Source organism: Paracidovorax konjaci (assembly GCF_900112675.1).
In the GTDB taxonomy this organism is placed as follows: Bacteria; Pseudomonadota; Gammaproteobacteria; order Burkholderiales; family Burkholderiaceae_C; genus Paracidovorax; species Paracidovorax konjaci.
Window position 1 is genome coordinate 314,909 of the sequence record NZ_FOMQ01000004.1, and the last position, 15,390, is coordinate 330,298.

Consider the following 15,390-nt stretch of genomic DNA (forward strand, 5'->3'; position numbering starts at 1 on the left):
CGCCCATGGCCGAGGCCTCAAGTTCCGAGCCGGCTCCACAAGGGTCGCAGCGAGGGGCACCCTAGGTTTTTCGTCAGAGAAATTCACAAAGGTTGATCATGGAAATTTCCAAGGCCGAGCTTTCATCGGCAACCGCCGCCGCGCAGGCCGCAACCCCCCCCTCCAGTGCATCCCACGCCCATCCAGATCTGATGGGATCAGAAATCCTCATCAAGTCCTTGCAGGCCGAAGGGGTGCAGTACATCTGGGGTTACCCAGGTGGGGCGGTGCTGTACATCTACGATGCGCTCTACAAGCAAGACACCATCCAGCATGTGCTGGTGCGGCATGAGCAGGCCGCGGTGCATGCCGCAGATGGCTATGCGAGAGCGACTGGCAATGTAGGCGTTGCGTTGGTGACTTCCGGCCCCGGCTTGACGAATGCCGTGACGGGCATTGCCACGGCTTACATGGATTCCATCCCGATGGTCATCGTCTCTGGCCAAGTGCCTACGCCCGCGATCGGGCTGGACGCCTTCCAGGAGTGCGATACCGTGGGCATCACCCGGCCGATCGTGAAGCACAACTTCCTTGTGAAGGACGCTCGCGATCTCGCGGCGACCATGAAGAAGGCTTTTCACATCGCTCGCACCGGCCGTCCTGGCCCGGTCGTGGTCGATATACCGAAGGACGTGTCTTTCAAGAAAGTGCCTTACCACGGCTATCCCCAGACCGTGGAGATGCGTTCCTACAATCCGGTCCGTAAGGGCCACGGTGGGCAGATTCGCAAGGCACTGCAGTTGCTCCTGGCTGCGAAACGGCCCTACATTTATACCGGTGGCGGTGTGTTGCTAGGAAATGCCACGCAGGAATTGCGAACCCTGGTGGACATGCTGGGGTATCCGGTCACGAACACTCTTATGGGGCTGGGCGCCTATCCCGCGAGTTCACCGAAATTCCTGGGCATGCTGGGCATGCATGGAACCATCGAAGCCAACAACGCGATGCAGAACTGCGATGTGCTGCTGGCGGTAGGCGCACGTTTCGATGACCGCGTGATCGGCAATCCGAAGCATTTTGCTCAGAACGATCGCAAGATCATCCATGTCGATATCGATCCCTCCAGCATTTCGAAGCGCGTCAAGGTGGACGTTCCCATCGTGGGAGATGTCAAGGACGTGCTGACCGAGCTGATCTCGATGATCCGGGAGTCTGCTCTTCGCCCCGATGCTGGGGCCTTGGCTTCGTGGTGGGACTCCATCGAAGGTTGGCGCCGTCGGGATTGCCTCAAGTATGACCGGGGCAACCAAGAGGTCATCAAGCCGCAGTTCGTGGTCGAGACGCTCTGGAACATGACCAAGGATGCCGATACCTACGTCACGTCGGACGTCGGGCAGCACCAGATGTGGGCGGCACAGTATTACCGGTTCGATGAGCCGCGTCGCTGGATCAATTCCGGAGGTCTTGGAACCATGGGCGTGGGCATTCCTTATGCCATGGGTATCAAGCTGGCCAAGCCGGAGAGTGAAGTGTTCTGCATCACGGGCGAAGGCTCCGTGCAAATGAACATCCAGGAACTCTCGACCTGCTTGCAGTACAACACTCCCATCAAGATTTGCTCGCTCAACAACCGCTATTTGGGGATGGTGCGGCAGTGGCAGGAAATCGAATACTCCGGCCGCTACAGCCACAGCTACATGGACGCGCTTCCCAATTTCGTGAAGCTGGCCGAGGCTTATGGCCATGTCGGCCTGTTGATCGAGCGCCCCCAGGATGTGGAGCCCGCACTGCGTGAAGCCCGCAGGCTGAAGGACCGGACGGTTTTTCTGGACTTCCGCACGGACCCGACCGAAAACGTGTTTCCCATGGTGCAGGCCGGCAAGGGCATCACCGAAATGCTGTTGGGTTCGGAGGACCTTTAAGACACGCTGTGCCGTGCCCGGACCTCTGGTCCGGTTTCTGCCGCCGGTCGGCGGTCATTTATCGACGAATCTATTGCATGCCGAGCCTGGGACTTACCGGTTTCAGGGGAGGGCAGCGAAAAGAGGGATCTTTTTCATGAAACACATCATTGCCGTTCTGCTCGAGAACGAGCCTGGAGCACTCTCGCGCGTAGTCGGGCTCTTTTCTGCCCGTGGCTACAACATCGAGTCGCTCACCGTAGCCCCTACCGAGGACGCCTCTCTCTCCCGGATGACCATTCAGACGACGGGATCGGACGATGTCATCGAGCAGATCACCAAACACCTGAACCGATTGATCGAGGTGGTCAAAGTGGTCGACCTCACCGAAGGTGCCTACACCGAGCGGGAACTCATGATGGTCAAAGTCAGAGCGGTGGGTAAGGAGCGCGAAGAGATGAAGCGCATGGCCGATATCTTCCGTGGCCGAATCATCGACGTCACCGAGAAGAGCTACACCGTCGAATTGACGGGTGACCAGTCGAAAAACGATGCATTCCTGCAGGCGATCGACCGAACTGCCATCCTCGAAACAGTGCGCACCGGCGCCTGCGGCATCGGGCGTGGCGAGCGCATCTTGCGGGTCTGACCACGATCCCGTCCATCCATCTTTCCCGACAACCCAACAGATTCAACCTGGAGCCAAAATGAAAGTTTTCTACGACAAAGACTGTGACCTGAGCCTCATCAAAGGCAAGACCGTTGCCATCATCGGCTACGGAAGCCAAGGCCATGCCCATGCCCAGAACCTCAACGACAGCGGCGTGAAGGTCGTGGTCGGCCTGCGCAAGGGCGGAGCTTCCTGGGACAAGGTCGGCAAGGCAGGCCTGACGGTCCTTGAAGTCAATGAAGCCGTCAAAGCCGCAGACGTGGTGATGATCCTTTTGCCGGATGAACAGATCGCCGAGGTTTACAAGAACAACGTCGAACCGAACATCAAGCAAGGTGCATCCCTGGCTTTTGCGCACGGCTTCAACGTTCACTACAACCAGGTCGTGCCGCGCAGCGACCTGGATGTCTGGATGGTGGCTCCCAAGGCTCCTGGCCACACCGTGCGCTCCACTTATGCGCAAGGCGGTGGCGTGCCCCACTTGGTGGCTGTGCACCAGGACCAATCCGGCAAGGCCCGTGATCTGGCCCTGTCCTATGCCATGGCCAATGGTGGCGGCAAGGCCGGCATCATCGAAACCAATTTCAAGGAAGAGACGGAGACCGATCTGTTCGGTGAACAGGCTGTTCTTTGCGGCGGCGCCGTTGAACTGATCAAGATGGGTTTCGAGACGCTCGTCGAAGCGGGTTATGCGCCTGAAATGGCCTATTTCGAGTGCCTGCATGAACTGAAGCTCATCGTGGATCTGATCTACGAAGGCGGCATCGCCAACATGAACTACTCGATCTCGAACAACGCTGAATTCGGCGAGTACGTGACGGGCCCCGAGGTCATCAATGCACAGTCGCGCGAAGCCATGCGCAATGCGCTTAAGCGCATTCAGAATGGCGACTACGCGAAAATGTTCATCCAGGAAGGCCGCCTGAATTACCCAAGCATGACGGCACGCCGCCGCAACACCGCAGACCATAAAATCGAGATCGTCGGCGCTCAATTGCGCGCGATGATGCCGTGGATTGCCAAGAACAAGCTGGTCGACCAGACGCGCAACTGATCTCGTTCCGCCGTCGGCGGTTATGAGATCATGAAGAGGCCACCCGCAAGGGTGGCCTTCTTTTTTGCGGCGGTTCGGCGGCGCCCTCTAAACTGCCCGCTTTATTTGCCTTGAGCAAACTTATCTTATGAAATTCTTCGCTGGGCGCATGACCATCGGTAATTGGGAGTTGGTGTGATGCACGACGGCAAAAATGGTGCAGACCATCCTGGTGTAGTGATACGCAAGCGGCGCAAAGGCATCTACATACTGCCGAATCTTTTCACTTTGGCAGCGTTGTTTGGCGGGTTTTATTCTGTTGTGATGGCCATGAATGGTCGTTTCGACCTCGCGGCCGTGGGTGTCTTCTGCGCCATGGTGCTCGACAGCCTGGACGGACGGGTCGCGCGGATGACCAATACCCAAAGCGCCTTTGGAGAGCAGATGGATTCGCTCTCGGACATGGTGTCGTTCGGCGCTGCTCCGGCATTGATCGCGTATGAGTGGTCATTGAATGGTTTGGGACGTTGGGGGTGGATAGCCGCTTTCGTTTATTGCGCATGCGCGGCACTCCGTCTTGCGCGATTCAACGTCAATACGAGCGTGGTGGATAAACGGTATTTTCAGGGGCTGCCATCACCTGCCGCCGCGGCATTGGTAGCGGGATTCATCTGGCTGTTGACCGAGCTTGGCATCCAGCGTGGTGTGGATGGATGGCTGACATGGTCGCAAATCAGTTGGATCATGTTCGGCTTCACGCTATATGCCGGCCTCACCATGGTGACCAACGTACCGTTTTACAGCTTCAAGGACATCCACATGAAGCGAAGCGTGCCGTTCGCAACCATCGTCCTTATCGCATTGGGAATCGCGGTGATCAACATCCATCCTCCGACGGTGCTTTTCGGGGTTTTTGTGCTTTACGGACTCAGCGGCTATGGGGTGTACGCCTGGCGCAAGGCCAAGGGTCAACACAGCAGCGTGATCAGCACTTCAACCGATGAACCTGATGAGCGCGGACTGCACAAGTAGGGCAGGCGAATGCCGAAGTGCTTGTGCTAAATTTACCGGCTGTTCTGTAGTGCCGGCTCCCTGCGCTTGCGCCGATCGATGGAGTTGACCTGACAGACGCAGCTTCCCCAGTGGGCCCGTGTGCATGCAGCACCGGGCCTTTTTCTTGGAATCATTATTTGGTTACCAAGACATACCGATACGAATACCAAAGGAGCACCCCATGGCTGACAAACTGATCATCTTTGATACCACCTTGCGCGATGGCGAGCAGTCCCCTGGCGCTTCCATGACCAAGGACGAGAAAGTGCGCATCGCGCGCCAGCTCGAGCGCCTCAAGGTGGACGTGATCGAGGCGGGTTTTGCTGCCAGCTCGAATGGGGATTTCGAGGCCATTCAGTCGATCGCGCAAACCATCAAGGAATCGACGATCTGCTCGCTTTCCCGGGCCAATGATCGGGATATCAGCCGTGCTGCAGAGGCCCTGAAAAGTGCGCAGAGTGCGCGCATCCACACCTTCATTGCCACCAGCCCGCTGCATATGGAGAAGAAGCTTCGCATGACTCCGGAGCAAGTGCTCGAGCAGGCGAAACAATCGGTCCGATTTGCTAGGAACCTCGTGGGAGACATCGAATTCAGCCCGGAAGACGGATACCGCAGTGAGCCCGACTTCCTTTGCCGCGTGCTGGAAGCAGTTATCGCGGAAGGGGCTACGACGATCAACGTGCCCGACACAGTGGGTTATGCCATTCCCGAGCTTTATGGCAATTTCATCAAGACTTTGCGCGAACGGATACCCAACAGCGACAAGGCAATCTGGTCGGTGCATTGCCATAACGATCTGGGCATGGCCGTGGCGAACTCCCTGGCCGGTGTGAAGATTGGTGGCGCGCGGCAGGTGGAGTGCACCATCAATGGATTGGGGGAGCGTGCCGGCAACTGTTCCCTGGAAGAAGTGGTGATGGCGGTCCGGACGCGCAAGGATTATTTCAACTTGGACCTGGGCATCGATACCCAGCACATCGTTGCAGCCAGCCGCATGGTGAGCCAGACGACAGGTTTCGTTGTGCAACCGAACAAGGCAGTTGTGGGCGCCAATGCGTTTGCCCACGCGAGCGGCATCCACCAGGACGGTGTGCTCAAAGCCCGGGATACGTATGAAATCATGCGGGCTGAGGATGTCGGCTGGACTGCCAACAAAATCGTGCTGGGAAAATTGAGCGGGCGCAATGCTTTCAAGCAGAGGCTTCAGGACCTCGGCGTGCAACTCGAGAGCGAAGCCGATGTGAACGCGGCATTCCTGCGGTTCAAAGAGCTTGCCGACCGCAAGAGCGAGATCTTTGACGAGGACATCCTTGCCCTGGTGAGTGGGGACTCGACCGCAGGTGAAGGCGAGCGGTATGGCTTTGTGTCGCTGTCACAGCGGAGCGAAACTGGAGAGCGTCCTCATGCTGCCATTGTCTTCACCGTTGACGGCAAGGAAGTCCACGGGGCAGCAGAGGGCAACGGGCCCGTGGATGCTTCTCTGAAAGCCATTGAGGCACATGTATCGAGTGGCGCAGAGATGGTTCTTTACTCTGTCAACGCGATCAGTGGTTCGACAGAGAGCCAGGGCGAGGTGACTGTGCGGCTGCAGAACAGCGGACGGGTTGTCAATGGCGTGGGTGCAGACCCAGACATAGTGGTGGCGTCAGCGAAAGCGTACCTCAGTGCGTTGAACAAATTACAAAGTAAAGCCGATCGAGTCGCTGCTCAGGGTTGAAACCCGAATTTATAATTCAGCTACTTCATTGGGAAGGTCGCGTAAGGTATTGATCTTGCGCGACTTTTTTTGCTTCAGTACACTGTCACACACTTTTTGCCGCTTGGAGCATCTGATGCAAGAACGCCGCCGCATTGTCCCCCGGCTCATCCATACCGTGGCCTTCTGCGCCTTGAGTGTGGCATTGGCCATCCCCAGCGCACACGCGGCCGAGCGCAAGAAAACCACTGCCAAAAAGCCAGCCGCCGCATCGGTGAGCGCCAAACAGCGTCCGGTGGCGCGTTCCGCCAAAGCCGTGCCCCGCAAGGCAGTCACGCGCGTGAAGGCTACCCGGGTGATGTCCAGCAGCGCCAAGTTGGCACCGCGGATGGTTGCCGTTCCCGAGCGCCAATCCTTCGGGCAGGTCGCAGGCTTGCATGCAGTACAAGACCCGCTCGAACTGAAGTCCAGCGTAGCCCTGGTCATCGATCAGGAAACGCATGAAGTCCTGCTGAGCAAAAACGATCACGCCGTCCTTCCGATCGCATCCCTGACCAAGCTGATGACCGGCCTGCTCGTGTCCCAGGCCAAGCTGCCGATGGATGAAACCATCACGATCACGCAGGACGATGTCGACACCGAAAAGTTCAGCAGTTCCAGACTTGCCGTAGGCACGACCTTGACGCGCGGAGAGATGCTGCATCTGGCTTTGATGTCCAGCGAGAATCGGGCGGCCCATGCTCTTGGGCGCACCTTCCCTGGTGGCATGGAAGCTTTCGTCGGCCAGATGAATGCCAAGGCGAAGCTTCTTGGAATGACGGACACCCGTTATGTAGAGCCGACAGGTCTCTCCAGCCGCAACCAGTCCAGTGCCCGGGATCTGGCAACGTTGGTGAACATCGCGCATGCTGACCCTTTGCTTCGTGAACTGACCACTTCTCCCAGCTATGAAGTAGCAGTCGGCCGTCGCACCCTGCAATACAACAATACCAATCGTCTCGTGAGAAATCCTGCATGGGACATCGGCTTGCAGAAGACCGGCTACATCTCCGAAGCCGGTCGCTGTCTCGTCATGCAAACCCACATTGCCGGCCGGAAACTGATCATGGTGTTCCTGGATTCCGCTGGAAAGTTCAGCCGCCTCGGCGATGCCGAACGTGTCCGCAATTGGGTGGAAAAGTTGCCCTCTCTGGGTTCGACGGCTACTTTGCATGCGGTCGGTGCGGCCAAGCTGGAGTGATTGCGCTCGGTGGCGCTGATAGATAGCCATCTCTGGCGATGCGGGATGCACGCCGCACCGCGTTCTCCTCGGGGCATCCATTTCTTGCTGCATTGACGAGCGCCCCTCTGTCCTATGCAGGTGTGCTGGTACTGCAAGGTAGCCTGCATCAGGCGCTTAGCGGCGTGGCCTGCTCCGATTGGGTTTGCGCACGCTGGTTGTGTCAGCTCCGCAGATCTTTTCGGACTTCTCCAGGGGCTCTGTCGGTGCTGTAGCCCAGCGCTACCGAAATTTCATTCGCGGTGGCTTGTAGTTTGGGCAACCAGTTTTCATCCAGCCGATCGGCCGGCGCGGAAATGGACAGCCCTGCCACCAGTTGGGATTGGTCGTCATAGACGCCGGCCGCCATGCATCGGACGCCGAGCTCCAATTCTTCGTTATCGCGCGCAATGCCGTATTGCCTCGCGTTGCCCAGCTCTCGCTCAAGAATCGGCAATTGGGTGATGCTGTTGCGTGTATGGCCGGCCAGTCCGGTGCGCATTGCATAGGCGCGCACACGCTGTGGATCGTCGGCGGCGAGAAACAGCTTCCCGGTGGAAGTCAGATGGAGGGGGGCGCGACCGCCGATGGCGCGTACCACCTGCATGCCGGAGCGTTCGCTGTAGGCGCGTTCCACGTAAACGATCTCATCCCCTTGGCGCATGCTCAAATTCACGGGCTGTTGTGTGAGTTTGTGCAGGTTGCGCATCGGAAGCAGGGCGGCATCGCGGACACTCAGTCGTGCCTTGACCAGGTTCCCCAGTTCCAGCAGCCGCATTCCCAGTCGATAGCTGCCTGACTCTGGGCGATCGACAAAGCGGCCAATGGTGAGATCGTTCAGGATGCGATGGGCCGTGGAGGGATGCAACCCGGTCTTCTCGCTGATTTCCTTCAGAGGGATCGCTTCTTCCCGAGAGGCCAGCACGTCGATGAGCGTGAACATGCGCTCCAAAACCTGCACGCTAGGTTTGGCGGCTGAGCCGGCATCGTTTTTTTTCATGATTTTTTGGCCTGGGCAATATCAAATAATTTTATCTTTTGAAAAGCCTGCTCCCTGGAATCGGCTTCACGTGCCGCATTGCCAGTGGCCATCGATTCGCAGTTCATGGGGACGGAACCGCGATTTGTAGTTCATCTTCGGGCTTTGTTCGATCCAATAGCCCAGGTAGACATGGGGCAGGCCCAGCGTGCGGGCTTGTTCGATCTGCCACAGGACGTTGAACGTCCCGTAGCTGCAACCCGGCTCCGGGTCATAGAAGGTGTAGACCGCAGACAGTCCGTCGTCCAGGACATCCAGAATGGACACCATGCGCAACCTGCCGACTTCTCCGTTTTCGGCGGGGTCGCGGAATTCCACCAGCCGTGAGTTCACGCGGCTCTGCAGCAGGAACTGCGTGTATTGGTCGATGCTGTCGTGGTCCATGCCGCCTCCGGCGTGGCGGGCGTTCTGGTAGTGGAGATACAACTGGTAGTGCTCTGGCTCGTAGCAGAGGCGAAGCACCCGTGTCTGCAGATGCTGGTGCTGCTTCCATGCCCGTCGTTGGCTGCGGTCGGGCTCGAAGGCCCGCGCAAGGACTCGCAACGGCGTGCACGCCTGACAGCCGTCGCAGTAGGGGCGGTAGGTGAACATGCCGCTGCGCCGGAAACCGCGGGCCACCAGATCCGAGTACACATCGTTCTGGATGAGGTGGCTGGGCGTGGCGACCTGCGAGCGCGCCTGCCGGTCCGGCAGGTAGCTGCAGGGGTACGGGGCCGTGGCGTAGAACTGCAGGGTCTGCAGCGGGAGGTCGTTGAGTTGCGTCATTCCAGGTGCGGCGATGGGGGCAGCAACGCGTTCCAGTATACGGACTCGAAACGCCACGCCAGGGGCGCTTGCAGGGTAGACCACTCCAGGCCGCGAATGAAATCCTCTCTGTCGATCTCTCTCGCGCCCAGCGATGCCAGATGGGCGGTGTTTTGCTGGCAGTCGATCCAGGAGACACCCTGCAGTCGGCAGAGGCACACGAGCGCTGCCAGGGCGATCTTCGAGGCATCGGTGGCATGGGCAAACATCGATTCGCCAAAAACAGCCTTCCCGATGCCGATGCAATACAGCCCGCCCAGCAGTCGGCCGTCTTGCCAGGTCTCGATGCTGTGGGCATGGCCGGCCGCATGGAATGCGCAGTAGGCGTCGATCATGTCGGGCACGATCCATGTGCCGCCCTGGCCGTCCCGTGGAGTGTGCGCGCAGGCCTGGATGACGCGTTGAAAGTCATGGTCCACGCGGATTTCACACCCGGGCGCATGGCGGAATCGCTGCAGCGTGCGCCGCAGCGACCGGTGCAGCTTGAAGTCGGCGACCGGGAGCACCATGCGGGGAGCGGGGCTCCACCAGAGGATGGGCTGGCCCGGGCTGAACCACGGGAATATGCCGCTGGCGTAGGCGCGATGGAGCTGCTCCACATCCAGCGCGCCTCCCGCCGCCAACAGGCCCGGTGCAGGGTCGTCGATTCCCCAGGCCTTTTCGACAGGAGGGAACGGGTCTTGGGGTTCGAGCCAGGCGAGCGGGGCGGACGGGGGCATGGTCGCGGGAAGTGGAGCGATGGAATGGTGGATTGTCGAAGAGGGAGGGCCGCTGCTTCCGGTGCACGGCTCGGCCAATTATTTTGCGGTACCCCGGCTGGGCCGCGGCAGGGCTCAGGGCCCCCGGAGCGTTCGTGGGGCCTGAACGGTGTAAATGCGGAGCGCAAAACAAAAAGGCCACCCATTGGGTGGCCTTTGCAGTGTGGCTCCTCGACCTGGGCTCGAACCAGGGACCTACGGATTAACAGTCCGGCGCTCTACCGACTGAGCTATCGAGGAATATCTTTATTGAATTGAAACGGCTTTGTTCGGTTGCAAAGCCTGCTGAATGCTGGCTCCTCGACCTGGGCTCGAACCAGGGACCTACGGATTAACAGTCCGGCGCTCTACCGACTGAGCTATCGAGGAACAAGACTTAGATTATATACACAAAAAAACGGGGTTCCGATCATCTGCGATCACTGATGGGCCACAGGCCTCATTCCGGGCGGCGCCACAGCCAGACCAGCACCCCGGCCATGCACGCGGACGCCCCGATGGCCACCCATCTCGGCGCCGAACTGATGGCCAGCACGGCGCCGCAGACGCCCATCATGGCGGTGGCGCTCCATTTCGCCCGGCGGCTGACGCGCCCGCCGTCGGTCCAGTTGCGCAGGATGGATCCGAAGAGCGGGTGGCGCCAGAGCCAGGCATGCAGGCGCGGGGAACTGCGGGCAGCGGCCCATCCGGCCATGAGCACGAACACGGTGGTGGGCAGCCCGGGCACGAAGATGCCGACGATCCCGAGCGCCAGGCTGAACCCCGCGAACACCAGCAGCAGCCACCGCACAGGCGTCGGCAATGGCGCGTGCACGGGGGGCGGGGGCAAAGGGTCCGGAAGCGGCGCGGGCATGGCGTCGATTGTGCCTGCGCCGCTCCATGGCGATATGCTGCGCGACCCGATGTCCGGCCGGTGGCGATGTGTGCCGCCGGCGCTTCCCAACCTTCCAATGACGATCCACACGATTCTGAAAATGGGCGATCCGCGGCTGCTGCGCACGGCCCAGCCCGTCGAGGCGTTCGGCACGCCCTCGCTCCTCGAACTCATCGACGACCTCCGCGACACCATGCGGGCCGCGAATGGCGCCGGGCTGGCGGCGCCGCAGATCGGCGTGGACCTCCAGGTGGTGATCTTCGGGTCGAACGAGCGCAATCCGCGCTATCCCGACCGGCCCTTGGTGCCGCCGACCGTGCTCGTCAATCCGAGGATCGAACCCATCGGCCCGGACGAGGAGGAGGACTGGGAAGGCTGTCTTTCGGTGCCCGGGCTGCGCGGTGTGGTGCCGCGCTGGTCGCACATCCGCTACACCGGCTTCGATGCATTCGGCGCGCCCATCGACCGGACGGTGGAGGGCTTCCATGCCCGGGTGGTGCAGCACGAGTGCGACCACCTCTTCGGCACGCTGTACCCGATGCGCATCCGGGACTTCAGCCGGTTCGGCTTCACGAAAGTGCTCTTTCCAGATATCGCGGACGGCGAAGACGACTGACTGCACACGGATCGGCGTGAAAAATGCTCCATGCCGCCGGATCCATTCAATAGTTTGCTATAAAAAATATAGCATCCGGGGTCGCTCTATCCGGAAAGCGCTTCCAGCAGTTCGGTCTCGATCTGGATCTGCCGGGCGTTGTGCTGCAGCTCTGGCCCCTGGATCAGGAAGGTGTCTTCCACGCGTTCGCCCAGCGTGCTGACCTTGGCGAGCTGCACGCTGAGCTGGTGGCGCGACAGCACGCGCGCCACGAGGTAGAGCAGGCCCGCGCGGTCGCTGGCCGAGATGTGCAGGATCCAGCGCTGGGCCTTCTCGTCGGGGCGCAGCGCGATGCGCGGCATGATCGGAAAACTCTTGACGCGGCGCGACACGCGCTTGCGGCCGGGTTCGGGCAGGGGGCCGCCTTCTTCGATCGCGCGCACCAGATCGCTCTCGACCATGTGCGTGAGTTCGCGGTAGTGGCCGGCCTGTTCGGGCGCCACGATCTGGAAGGTGTCGAGCGCGTGGCCATTGCTGGCCGTGTGCACGCGTGCGTCGAGGATGCTGAAGCCTGCGCGGTCGAAGTAGCCGCAGATGCGCGCGAAGAGGTCCGGCTGGTCCGGTGCGTAGACCGCCACCTGCAGGCCTTCTCCCGCGAGCGATTGGCGGGCCCGCACGACGCACCGCCCGGCACCGACGTGGCGGGCCAGATGGCGTGCATGCCAGGCGATGTCCGAGGCTTCGTGCCGCATGAAATATCCGACGTCCAGCGTGTCCCACAGCTTCTTGTGCGCCTCGAAGGGCTGGGCGCTGAGCGCCAGCAGCACGAGGGCGTCGCGCTTGCGGGCCTCGACCTCGGCCGCGGCGTCCGGCGCCCGGCCGCCGAGCGCGCGCAGGGTGGCGCGGTAGAGGTCTTCCAGCAGCTTGCCTTTCCAGGCGTTCCAGACCTTGGGGCTGGTGCCGCGGATGTCGGCCACGGTGAGCAGGTAGAGGGCCGTGAGCTTGCGTTCGCTGCCCACGCGGCGCGCGAAGGCGCCGATGACATCCGGGTCGGACAGGTCCTGCTTCTGCGCGACCTGGCTCATGGCCAGGTGTTCGGCCACGAGGAATTCGACCAGCGCCGCGTCTTCGGGCGCCACGCCGTGCTGGCGGCAGAAGTGGCGCACTTCCTCGGCGCCGATGGTGGAATGGTCGCCGCCCCGGCCCTTGCCGATGTCGTGGAACAGCGCCGCCAGGTACAGCAGCCAGGGCTTGTCCCAGCCGCCTGCCAGTTGCGAGCAGAACGGGTATTCGTGCGCATGCTCGGGCATGAAGAAGCGGCGAACGTTGCGCAGCACCATGAGGATGTGCTGGTCCACGGTGTAGACGTGGAAGAGGTCGTGCTGCATCTGCCCGACGATGCGGCGGAAGGGCCACAGGTAGCGGCCCAGCACCGACGTCTGGTTCATGAGCCGCATCGCGTGCGTGATCCCCGCGGGCTGCTGCAGGATGCGCAGGAACTGCTGCCGGTTGACCGGGTCGCGGCGGAAGGCGCCGTCCATCACGCCGCGGGCGTTGTAGAGCGCGCGCAGCGTGCGCACCGAGAGGTCCTTCAGCCCCTCTTCGGTCTCGTAGAGCAGGAAGGTTTCGAGGATGGCATGCGGATTGCGCTGGTAGAGGTCGTCGCTGGCCACCTCGACGAGGCCGGACTTGTCGAAGAAGCGTTCGTTGATCGGGCGCAGTTCGTGGGCCGGGGGCGCCAGCCGCTCCTCGATGTTGATCAGCAGGATCTGGCTCAGCTGCGACACCGCCTTGGCGGCCCAGTAGTAGCGCCGCATGAGGGTTTCGCTGGCGCGCAGGCGCAGCCGCCGGCCTTCCGCGGTCTGCGTGCGGTAGCCGAAGGATTCGGCCACGGCCGTCTGCAGGTCGAAGACGAGCCGGTCTTCATGGCGTCCGGCGATGGCGTGCAGACGCGCCCGGATGAGGAACAGCAGGGCCTCGTTGCGCTCGATCTGCCGCACCTCGAACGCGGTGGCGAGCCCGTGCGCGGCGAGTTCCTTCCAGTTGCGGCCCAGGCCGGCGGCGCGCGCCACCCACAGCACCGTCTGCAGATCGCGCAGGCCGCCGGGCGATTCCTTGCAGTTGGGCTCCAGCGCGTAGGGCGTGTTCTCGTACTTGTTGTGGCGCTGGCGCATTTCCAGCGTCTTGGCCACAAGGAAGGCCTCCGGGTCCATCTGCGCGTCGTAGCGCTGCTGGAAATCGGCGAACAGTGCGGCGCTGCCGACGATGCGGCGGGATTCCAGCAGCGAGGTCTGCACCGTCACGTCGGCGGCGGCCTCGGTCAGGCATTCGGCCACCGTGCGCACGCTGGAGCCGATCTCCAGGCCTGCGTCCCAGCAACTGCCGATGAAGGCCTCGATGGCAGGGCGCAGGGGGCCGTCGCAGGCCGCCTGGCCGCCATCGGGCAGCAGCAGGAGCACATCCACGTCGGAGTACGGAAACAGCTGGGCCCGGCCGTACCCTCCGACGGCCACCAGCGCCAGCGTGTCCGGCAGGCCGGCGCGCTGCCACAGGTGCCGAAGCAGGCGGTCCGCCAGGGCCGAGAGCTTGCCCAGCAGGGCGCGCACTCCCCGGGTGGACGAACCTGCAGACTGCAGGGCGGTCAGCAGCGCGGCCTTGTCCTGCCGGTAGGCGTCGCGCAGCGGCTGGAGTTCCGTGTGGGGTGGCGGCATGGCGTGCGGAGGAAGGGGCTGAGGGGGCGTGGACCGTTGCGAAGGCATGGCAGCACCGCTAGCAAGAACCATGCTGCGCCGCCTCGTTCATCGGGCCCCGGCCCGGGAAGGGCGGGGTGGATGGGGCGGCCCAGGCGGCGCGGCCCGTCAGGTCTTGACGGCCGAAACGAAGGGCGGGAGGGCGGGCGATCCCTCCGACAGCGTGAGCACCTCGTAGCCGGTTTCGGTCACCAGCACCGTGTGCTCCCACTGGGCGGACAGGCTGTGGTCCTTGGTGACGATGGTCCAGCCGTCGTTGCCGTGTTCCTTGACCTCGCGGCGGCCGGCGTTGAGCATGGGCTCGATGGTGAAGGTCATGCCGGGCACGAGTTCTTCGAGGGTGCCGGGGCGGCCGTAGTGCAGCACCTGCGGTTCTTCGTGGAACTTCTTGCCGATGCCGTGGCCGCAGAACTCGCGCACCACCGAGAGGCCGTGGCCCTCCGCGAATTTCTGGATCGCGTGGCCCACATCGCCCAGGCGCGCGCCGGGTTTCACTTCCAGGATGCCCAGCCACATGGCCTCGAAGGTCAGCTGGCACAGGCGCCTGGCGGCGATGGAGACGTCGCCGATGAGGTACATGCGGCTGTTGTCGCCGTACCAGCCGTCCTTGGTGATGACGGTGACATCCACGTTCATGATGTCGCCCTTCTTGAGGGGCTTGTCGTTCGGGATGCCGTGGCAGACCACGTGGTTGAGCGACGTGCAGAGCGACTTGGGGTAGGGCGGGTAGCCGGGCGGCTGGTAGCCGACCGTGGCGGAGATGGTGCCCTGCTGCGCCATGCATTCGGCGGCGAGGCGGTCGACTTCGTTCGTGGTGAGGCCGGGCCGGATGTGCGGCGTGATGTAGTCCAGCACTTCGGAAGCCAGGCGGCAGGCTTCGCGCATGCCGGCGATTTCCTCGGCGGACTTGATGGTGATGCTCATGGGGGCGGATTATCCCATCGGGGGATCGCACACCACGCCGCGGGGCGATGGCA

The 15,390-nt window shown here is 61.9% G+C and carries 13 protein-coding genes and 2 tRNA genes; 7 read left to right on the forward strand and 8 right to left on the reverse strand.

All coding sequences use genetic code 11. The features are described 5' to 3' along the window. Positions 1-98: 98 nt before the first annotated feature. From BM144_RS07950 to pbpG, 6 genes are all read left to right on the forward strand, one after another. Positions 99-1,901 (forward strand): acetolactate synthase 3 catalytic subunit, encoded by a 1,803-nt coding sequence (locus BM144_RS07950; RefSeq protein WP_092950888.1) that lies wholly within the window; start codon positions 99-101, stop codon positions 1,899-1,901. 136 nt (positions 1,902-2,037) lie between these two features. Continuing rightward, a complete protein-coding gene (gene ilvN / locus BM144_RS07955; protein ID WP_092950890.1) occupies positions 2,038-2,529 on the forward strand; it encodes an acetolactate synthase small subunit in 492 nt (163 codons plus the stop codon). A gap of 58 nt (positions 2,530-2,587) precedes the next feature. Further along, positions 2,588-3,604 (forward strand): ketol-acid reductoisomerase, encoded by a 1,017-nt coding sequence (gene ilvC / locus BM144_RS07960; protein WP_092950892.1) that lies wholly within the window; start codon positions 2,588-2,590, stop codon positions 3,602-3,604. Positions 3,605-3,781: 177 nt separating this feature from the next. Then, positions 3,782-4,615, forward strand: a complete 834-nt coding sequence (pssA, locus tag BM144_RS07965) for a CDP-diacylglycerol--serine O-phosphatidyltransferase (RefSeq protein WP_092950894.1) — start codon at positions 3,782-3,784, stop codon at positions 4,613-4,615. Positions 4,616-4,817: 202 nt separating this feature from the next. Continuing rightward, positions 4,818-6,356: a 2-isopropylmalate synthase gene (locus BM144_RS07970; RefSeq protein WP_092951134.1), complete on the forward strand. Its 1,539-nt coding sequence runs from the start codon at positions 4,818-4,820 to the stop codon at positions 6,354-6,356. A gap of 115 nt (positions 6,357-6,471) precedes the next feature. Further along, positions 6,472-7,575, forward strand: coding sequence for a D-alanyl-D-alanine endopeptidase (gene pbpG, locus BM144_RS07975; RefSeq protein WP_092950896.1), 1,104 nt, complete (start codon positions 6,472-6,474; stop codon positions 7,573-7,575). A gap of 202 nt (positions 7,576-7,777) precedes the next feature. Here pbpG and BM144_RS07980 read toward each other — a convergent pair whose 3' ends face one another. The 6 genes from BM144_RS07980 to BM144_RS08005 all read right to left on the reverse strand — a co-directional run bounded on the left by BM144_RS07980 (position 7,778) and on the right by BM144_RS08005 (position 11,047). Continuing rightward, positions 7,778-8,593 (reverse strand): IclR family transcriptional regulator, encoded by an 816-nt coding sequence (locus BM144_RS07980; RefSeq protein ID WP_092950898.1) that lies wholly within the window; start codon positions 8,591-8,593, stop codon positions 7,778-7,780. A gap of 66 nt (positions 8,594-8,659) precedes the next feature. Then, entirely contained in the window at positions 8,660-9,397 is a 738-nt protein-coding gene (locus BM144_RS07985; protein WP_092950900.1) for an arginyltransferase, read from the reverse strand. Then, positions 9,394-10,155 (reverse strand): leucyl/phenylalanyl-tRNA--protein transferase, encoded by a 762-nt coding sequence (gene aat / locus BM144_RS07990; RefSeq protein ID WP_092950902.1) that lies wholly within the window; start codon positions 10,153-10,155, stop codon positions 9,394-9,396. The genes BM144_RS07985 and aat overlap by 4 nt, the downstream gene beginning before the upstream one ends. A 203-nt stretch (positions 10,156-10,358) precedes the next feature. Further along, positions 10,359-10,434, reverse strand: a tRNA-Asn gene (locus BM144_RS07995). A gap of 53 nt (positions 10,435-10,487) precedes the next feature. Continuing rightward, positions 10,488-10,563: transfer RNA gene (locus tag BM144_RS08000), tRNA-Asn, on the reverse strand. 70 nt (positions 10,564-10,633) lie between these two features. Then, positions 10,634-11,047, reverse strand: a complete 414-nt coding sequence (locus tag BM144_RS08005) for a YbaN family protein (RefSeq protein WP_092950904.1) — start codon at positions 11,045-11,047, stop codon at positions 10,634-10,636. A gap of 97 nt (positions 11,048-11,144) precedes the next feature. Between BM144_RS08005 and BM144_RS08010 the strand changes: the two genes are divergently transcribed. Then, positions 11,145-11,684: a peptide deformylase gene (locus tag BM144_RS08010; RefSeq protein ID WP_092950906.1), complete on the forward strand. Its 540-nt coding sequence runs from the start codon at positions 11,145-11,147 to the stop codon at positions 11,682-11,684. Positions 11,685-11,770: 86 nt separating this feature from the next. Here the strand turns inward: BM144_RS08010 and BM144_RS08015 are convergent, their stop codons facing one another. Both BM144_RS08015 and map read right to left on the reverse strand, forming a co-directional pair. Beyond that, the gene (locus tag BM144_RS08015) at positions 11,771-14,374 is read right to left on the reverse strand and encodes a [protein-PII] uridylyltransferase (RefSeq protein ID WP_092950908.1); all 2,604 of its coding nucleotides are present in this window, start codon (positions 14,372-14,374) and stop codon (positions 11,771-11,773) included. A 147-nt stretch (positions 14,375-14,521) separates the two neighbouring features. Next, a complete protein-coding gene (gene map / locus BM144_RS08020; RefSeq protein ID WP_092950910.1) occupies positions 14,522-15,337 on the reverse strand; it encodes a type I methionyl aminopeptidase in 816 nt (271 codons plus the stop codon). Between the last annotated feature and the right edge of the window lie 53 nt (positions 15,338-15,390).

Coding starts and splice junctions, on each gene's coding strand:
- BM144_RS07980 (WP_092950898.1), bottom strand. CDS start 8,593: ATGAAAAAAAACGATGCCGGCTCAGCCGCCAAACCTAGCGTGCAGGTT.
- aat (WP_092950902.1), bottom strand. CDS start 10,155: ATGCCCCCGTCCGCCCCGCTCGCCTGGCTCGAACCCCAAGACCCGTTC.
- BM144_RS08010 (WP_092950906.1), top strand. CDS start 11,145: ATGACGATCCACACGATTCTGAAAATGGGCGATCCGCGGCTGCTGCGC.
- pssA (WP_092950894.1), top strand. CDS start 3,782: ATGCACGACGGCAAAAATGGTGCAGACCATCCTGGTGTAGTGATACGC.
- pbpG (WP_092950896.1), top strand. CDS start 6,472: ATGCAAGAACGCCGCCGCATTGTCCCCCGGCTCATCCATACCGTGGCC.
- BM144_RS08005 (WP_092950904.1), bottom strand. CDS start 11,047: ATGCCCGCGCCGCTTCCGGACCCTTTGCCCCCGCCCCCCGTGCACGCG.
- map (WP_092950910.1), bottom strand. CDS start 15,337: ATGAGCATCACCATCAAGTCCGCCGAGGAAATCGCCGGCATGCGCGAA.
- BM144_RS07985 (WP_092950900.1), bottom strand. CDS start 9,397: ATGACGCAACTCAACGACCTCCCGCTGCAGACCCTGCAGTTCTACGCC.
- BM144_RS08015 (WP_092950908.1), bottom strand. CDS start 14,374: ATGCCGCCACCCCACACGGAACTCCAGCCGCTGCGCGACGCCTACCGG.
- ilvC (WP_092950892.1), top strand. CDS start 2,588: ATGAAAGTTTTCTACGACAAAGACTGTGACCTGAGCCTCATCAAAGGC.
- ilvN (WP_092950890.1), top strand. CDS start 2,038: ATGAAACACATCATTGCCGTTCTGCTCGAGAACGAGCCTGGAGCACTC.
- BM144_RS07970 (WP_092951134.1), top strand. CDS start 4,818: ATGGCTGACAAACTGATCATCTTTGATACCACCTTGCGCGATGGCGAG.
- BM144_RS07950 (WP_092950888.1), top strand. CDS start 99: ATGGAAATTTCCAAGGCCGAGCTTTCATCGGCAACCGCCGCCGCGCAG.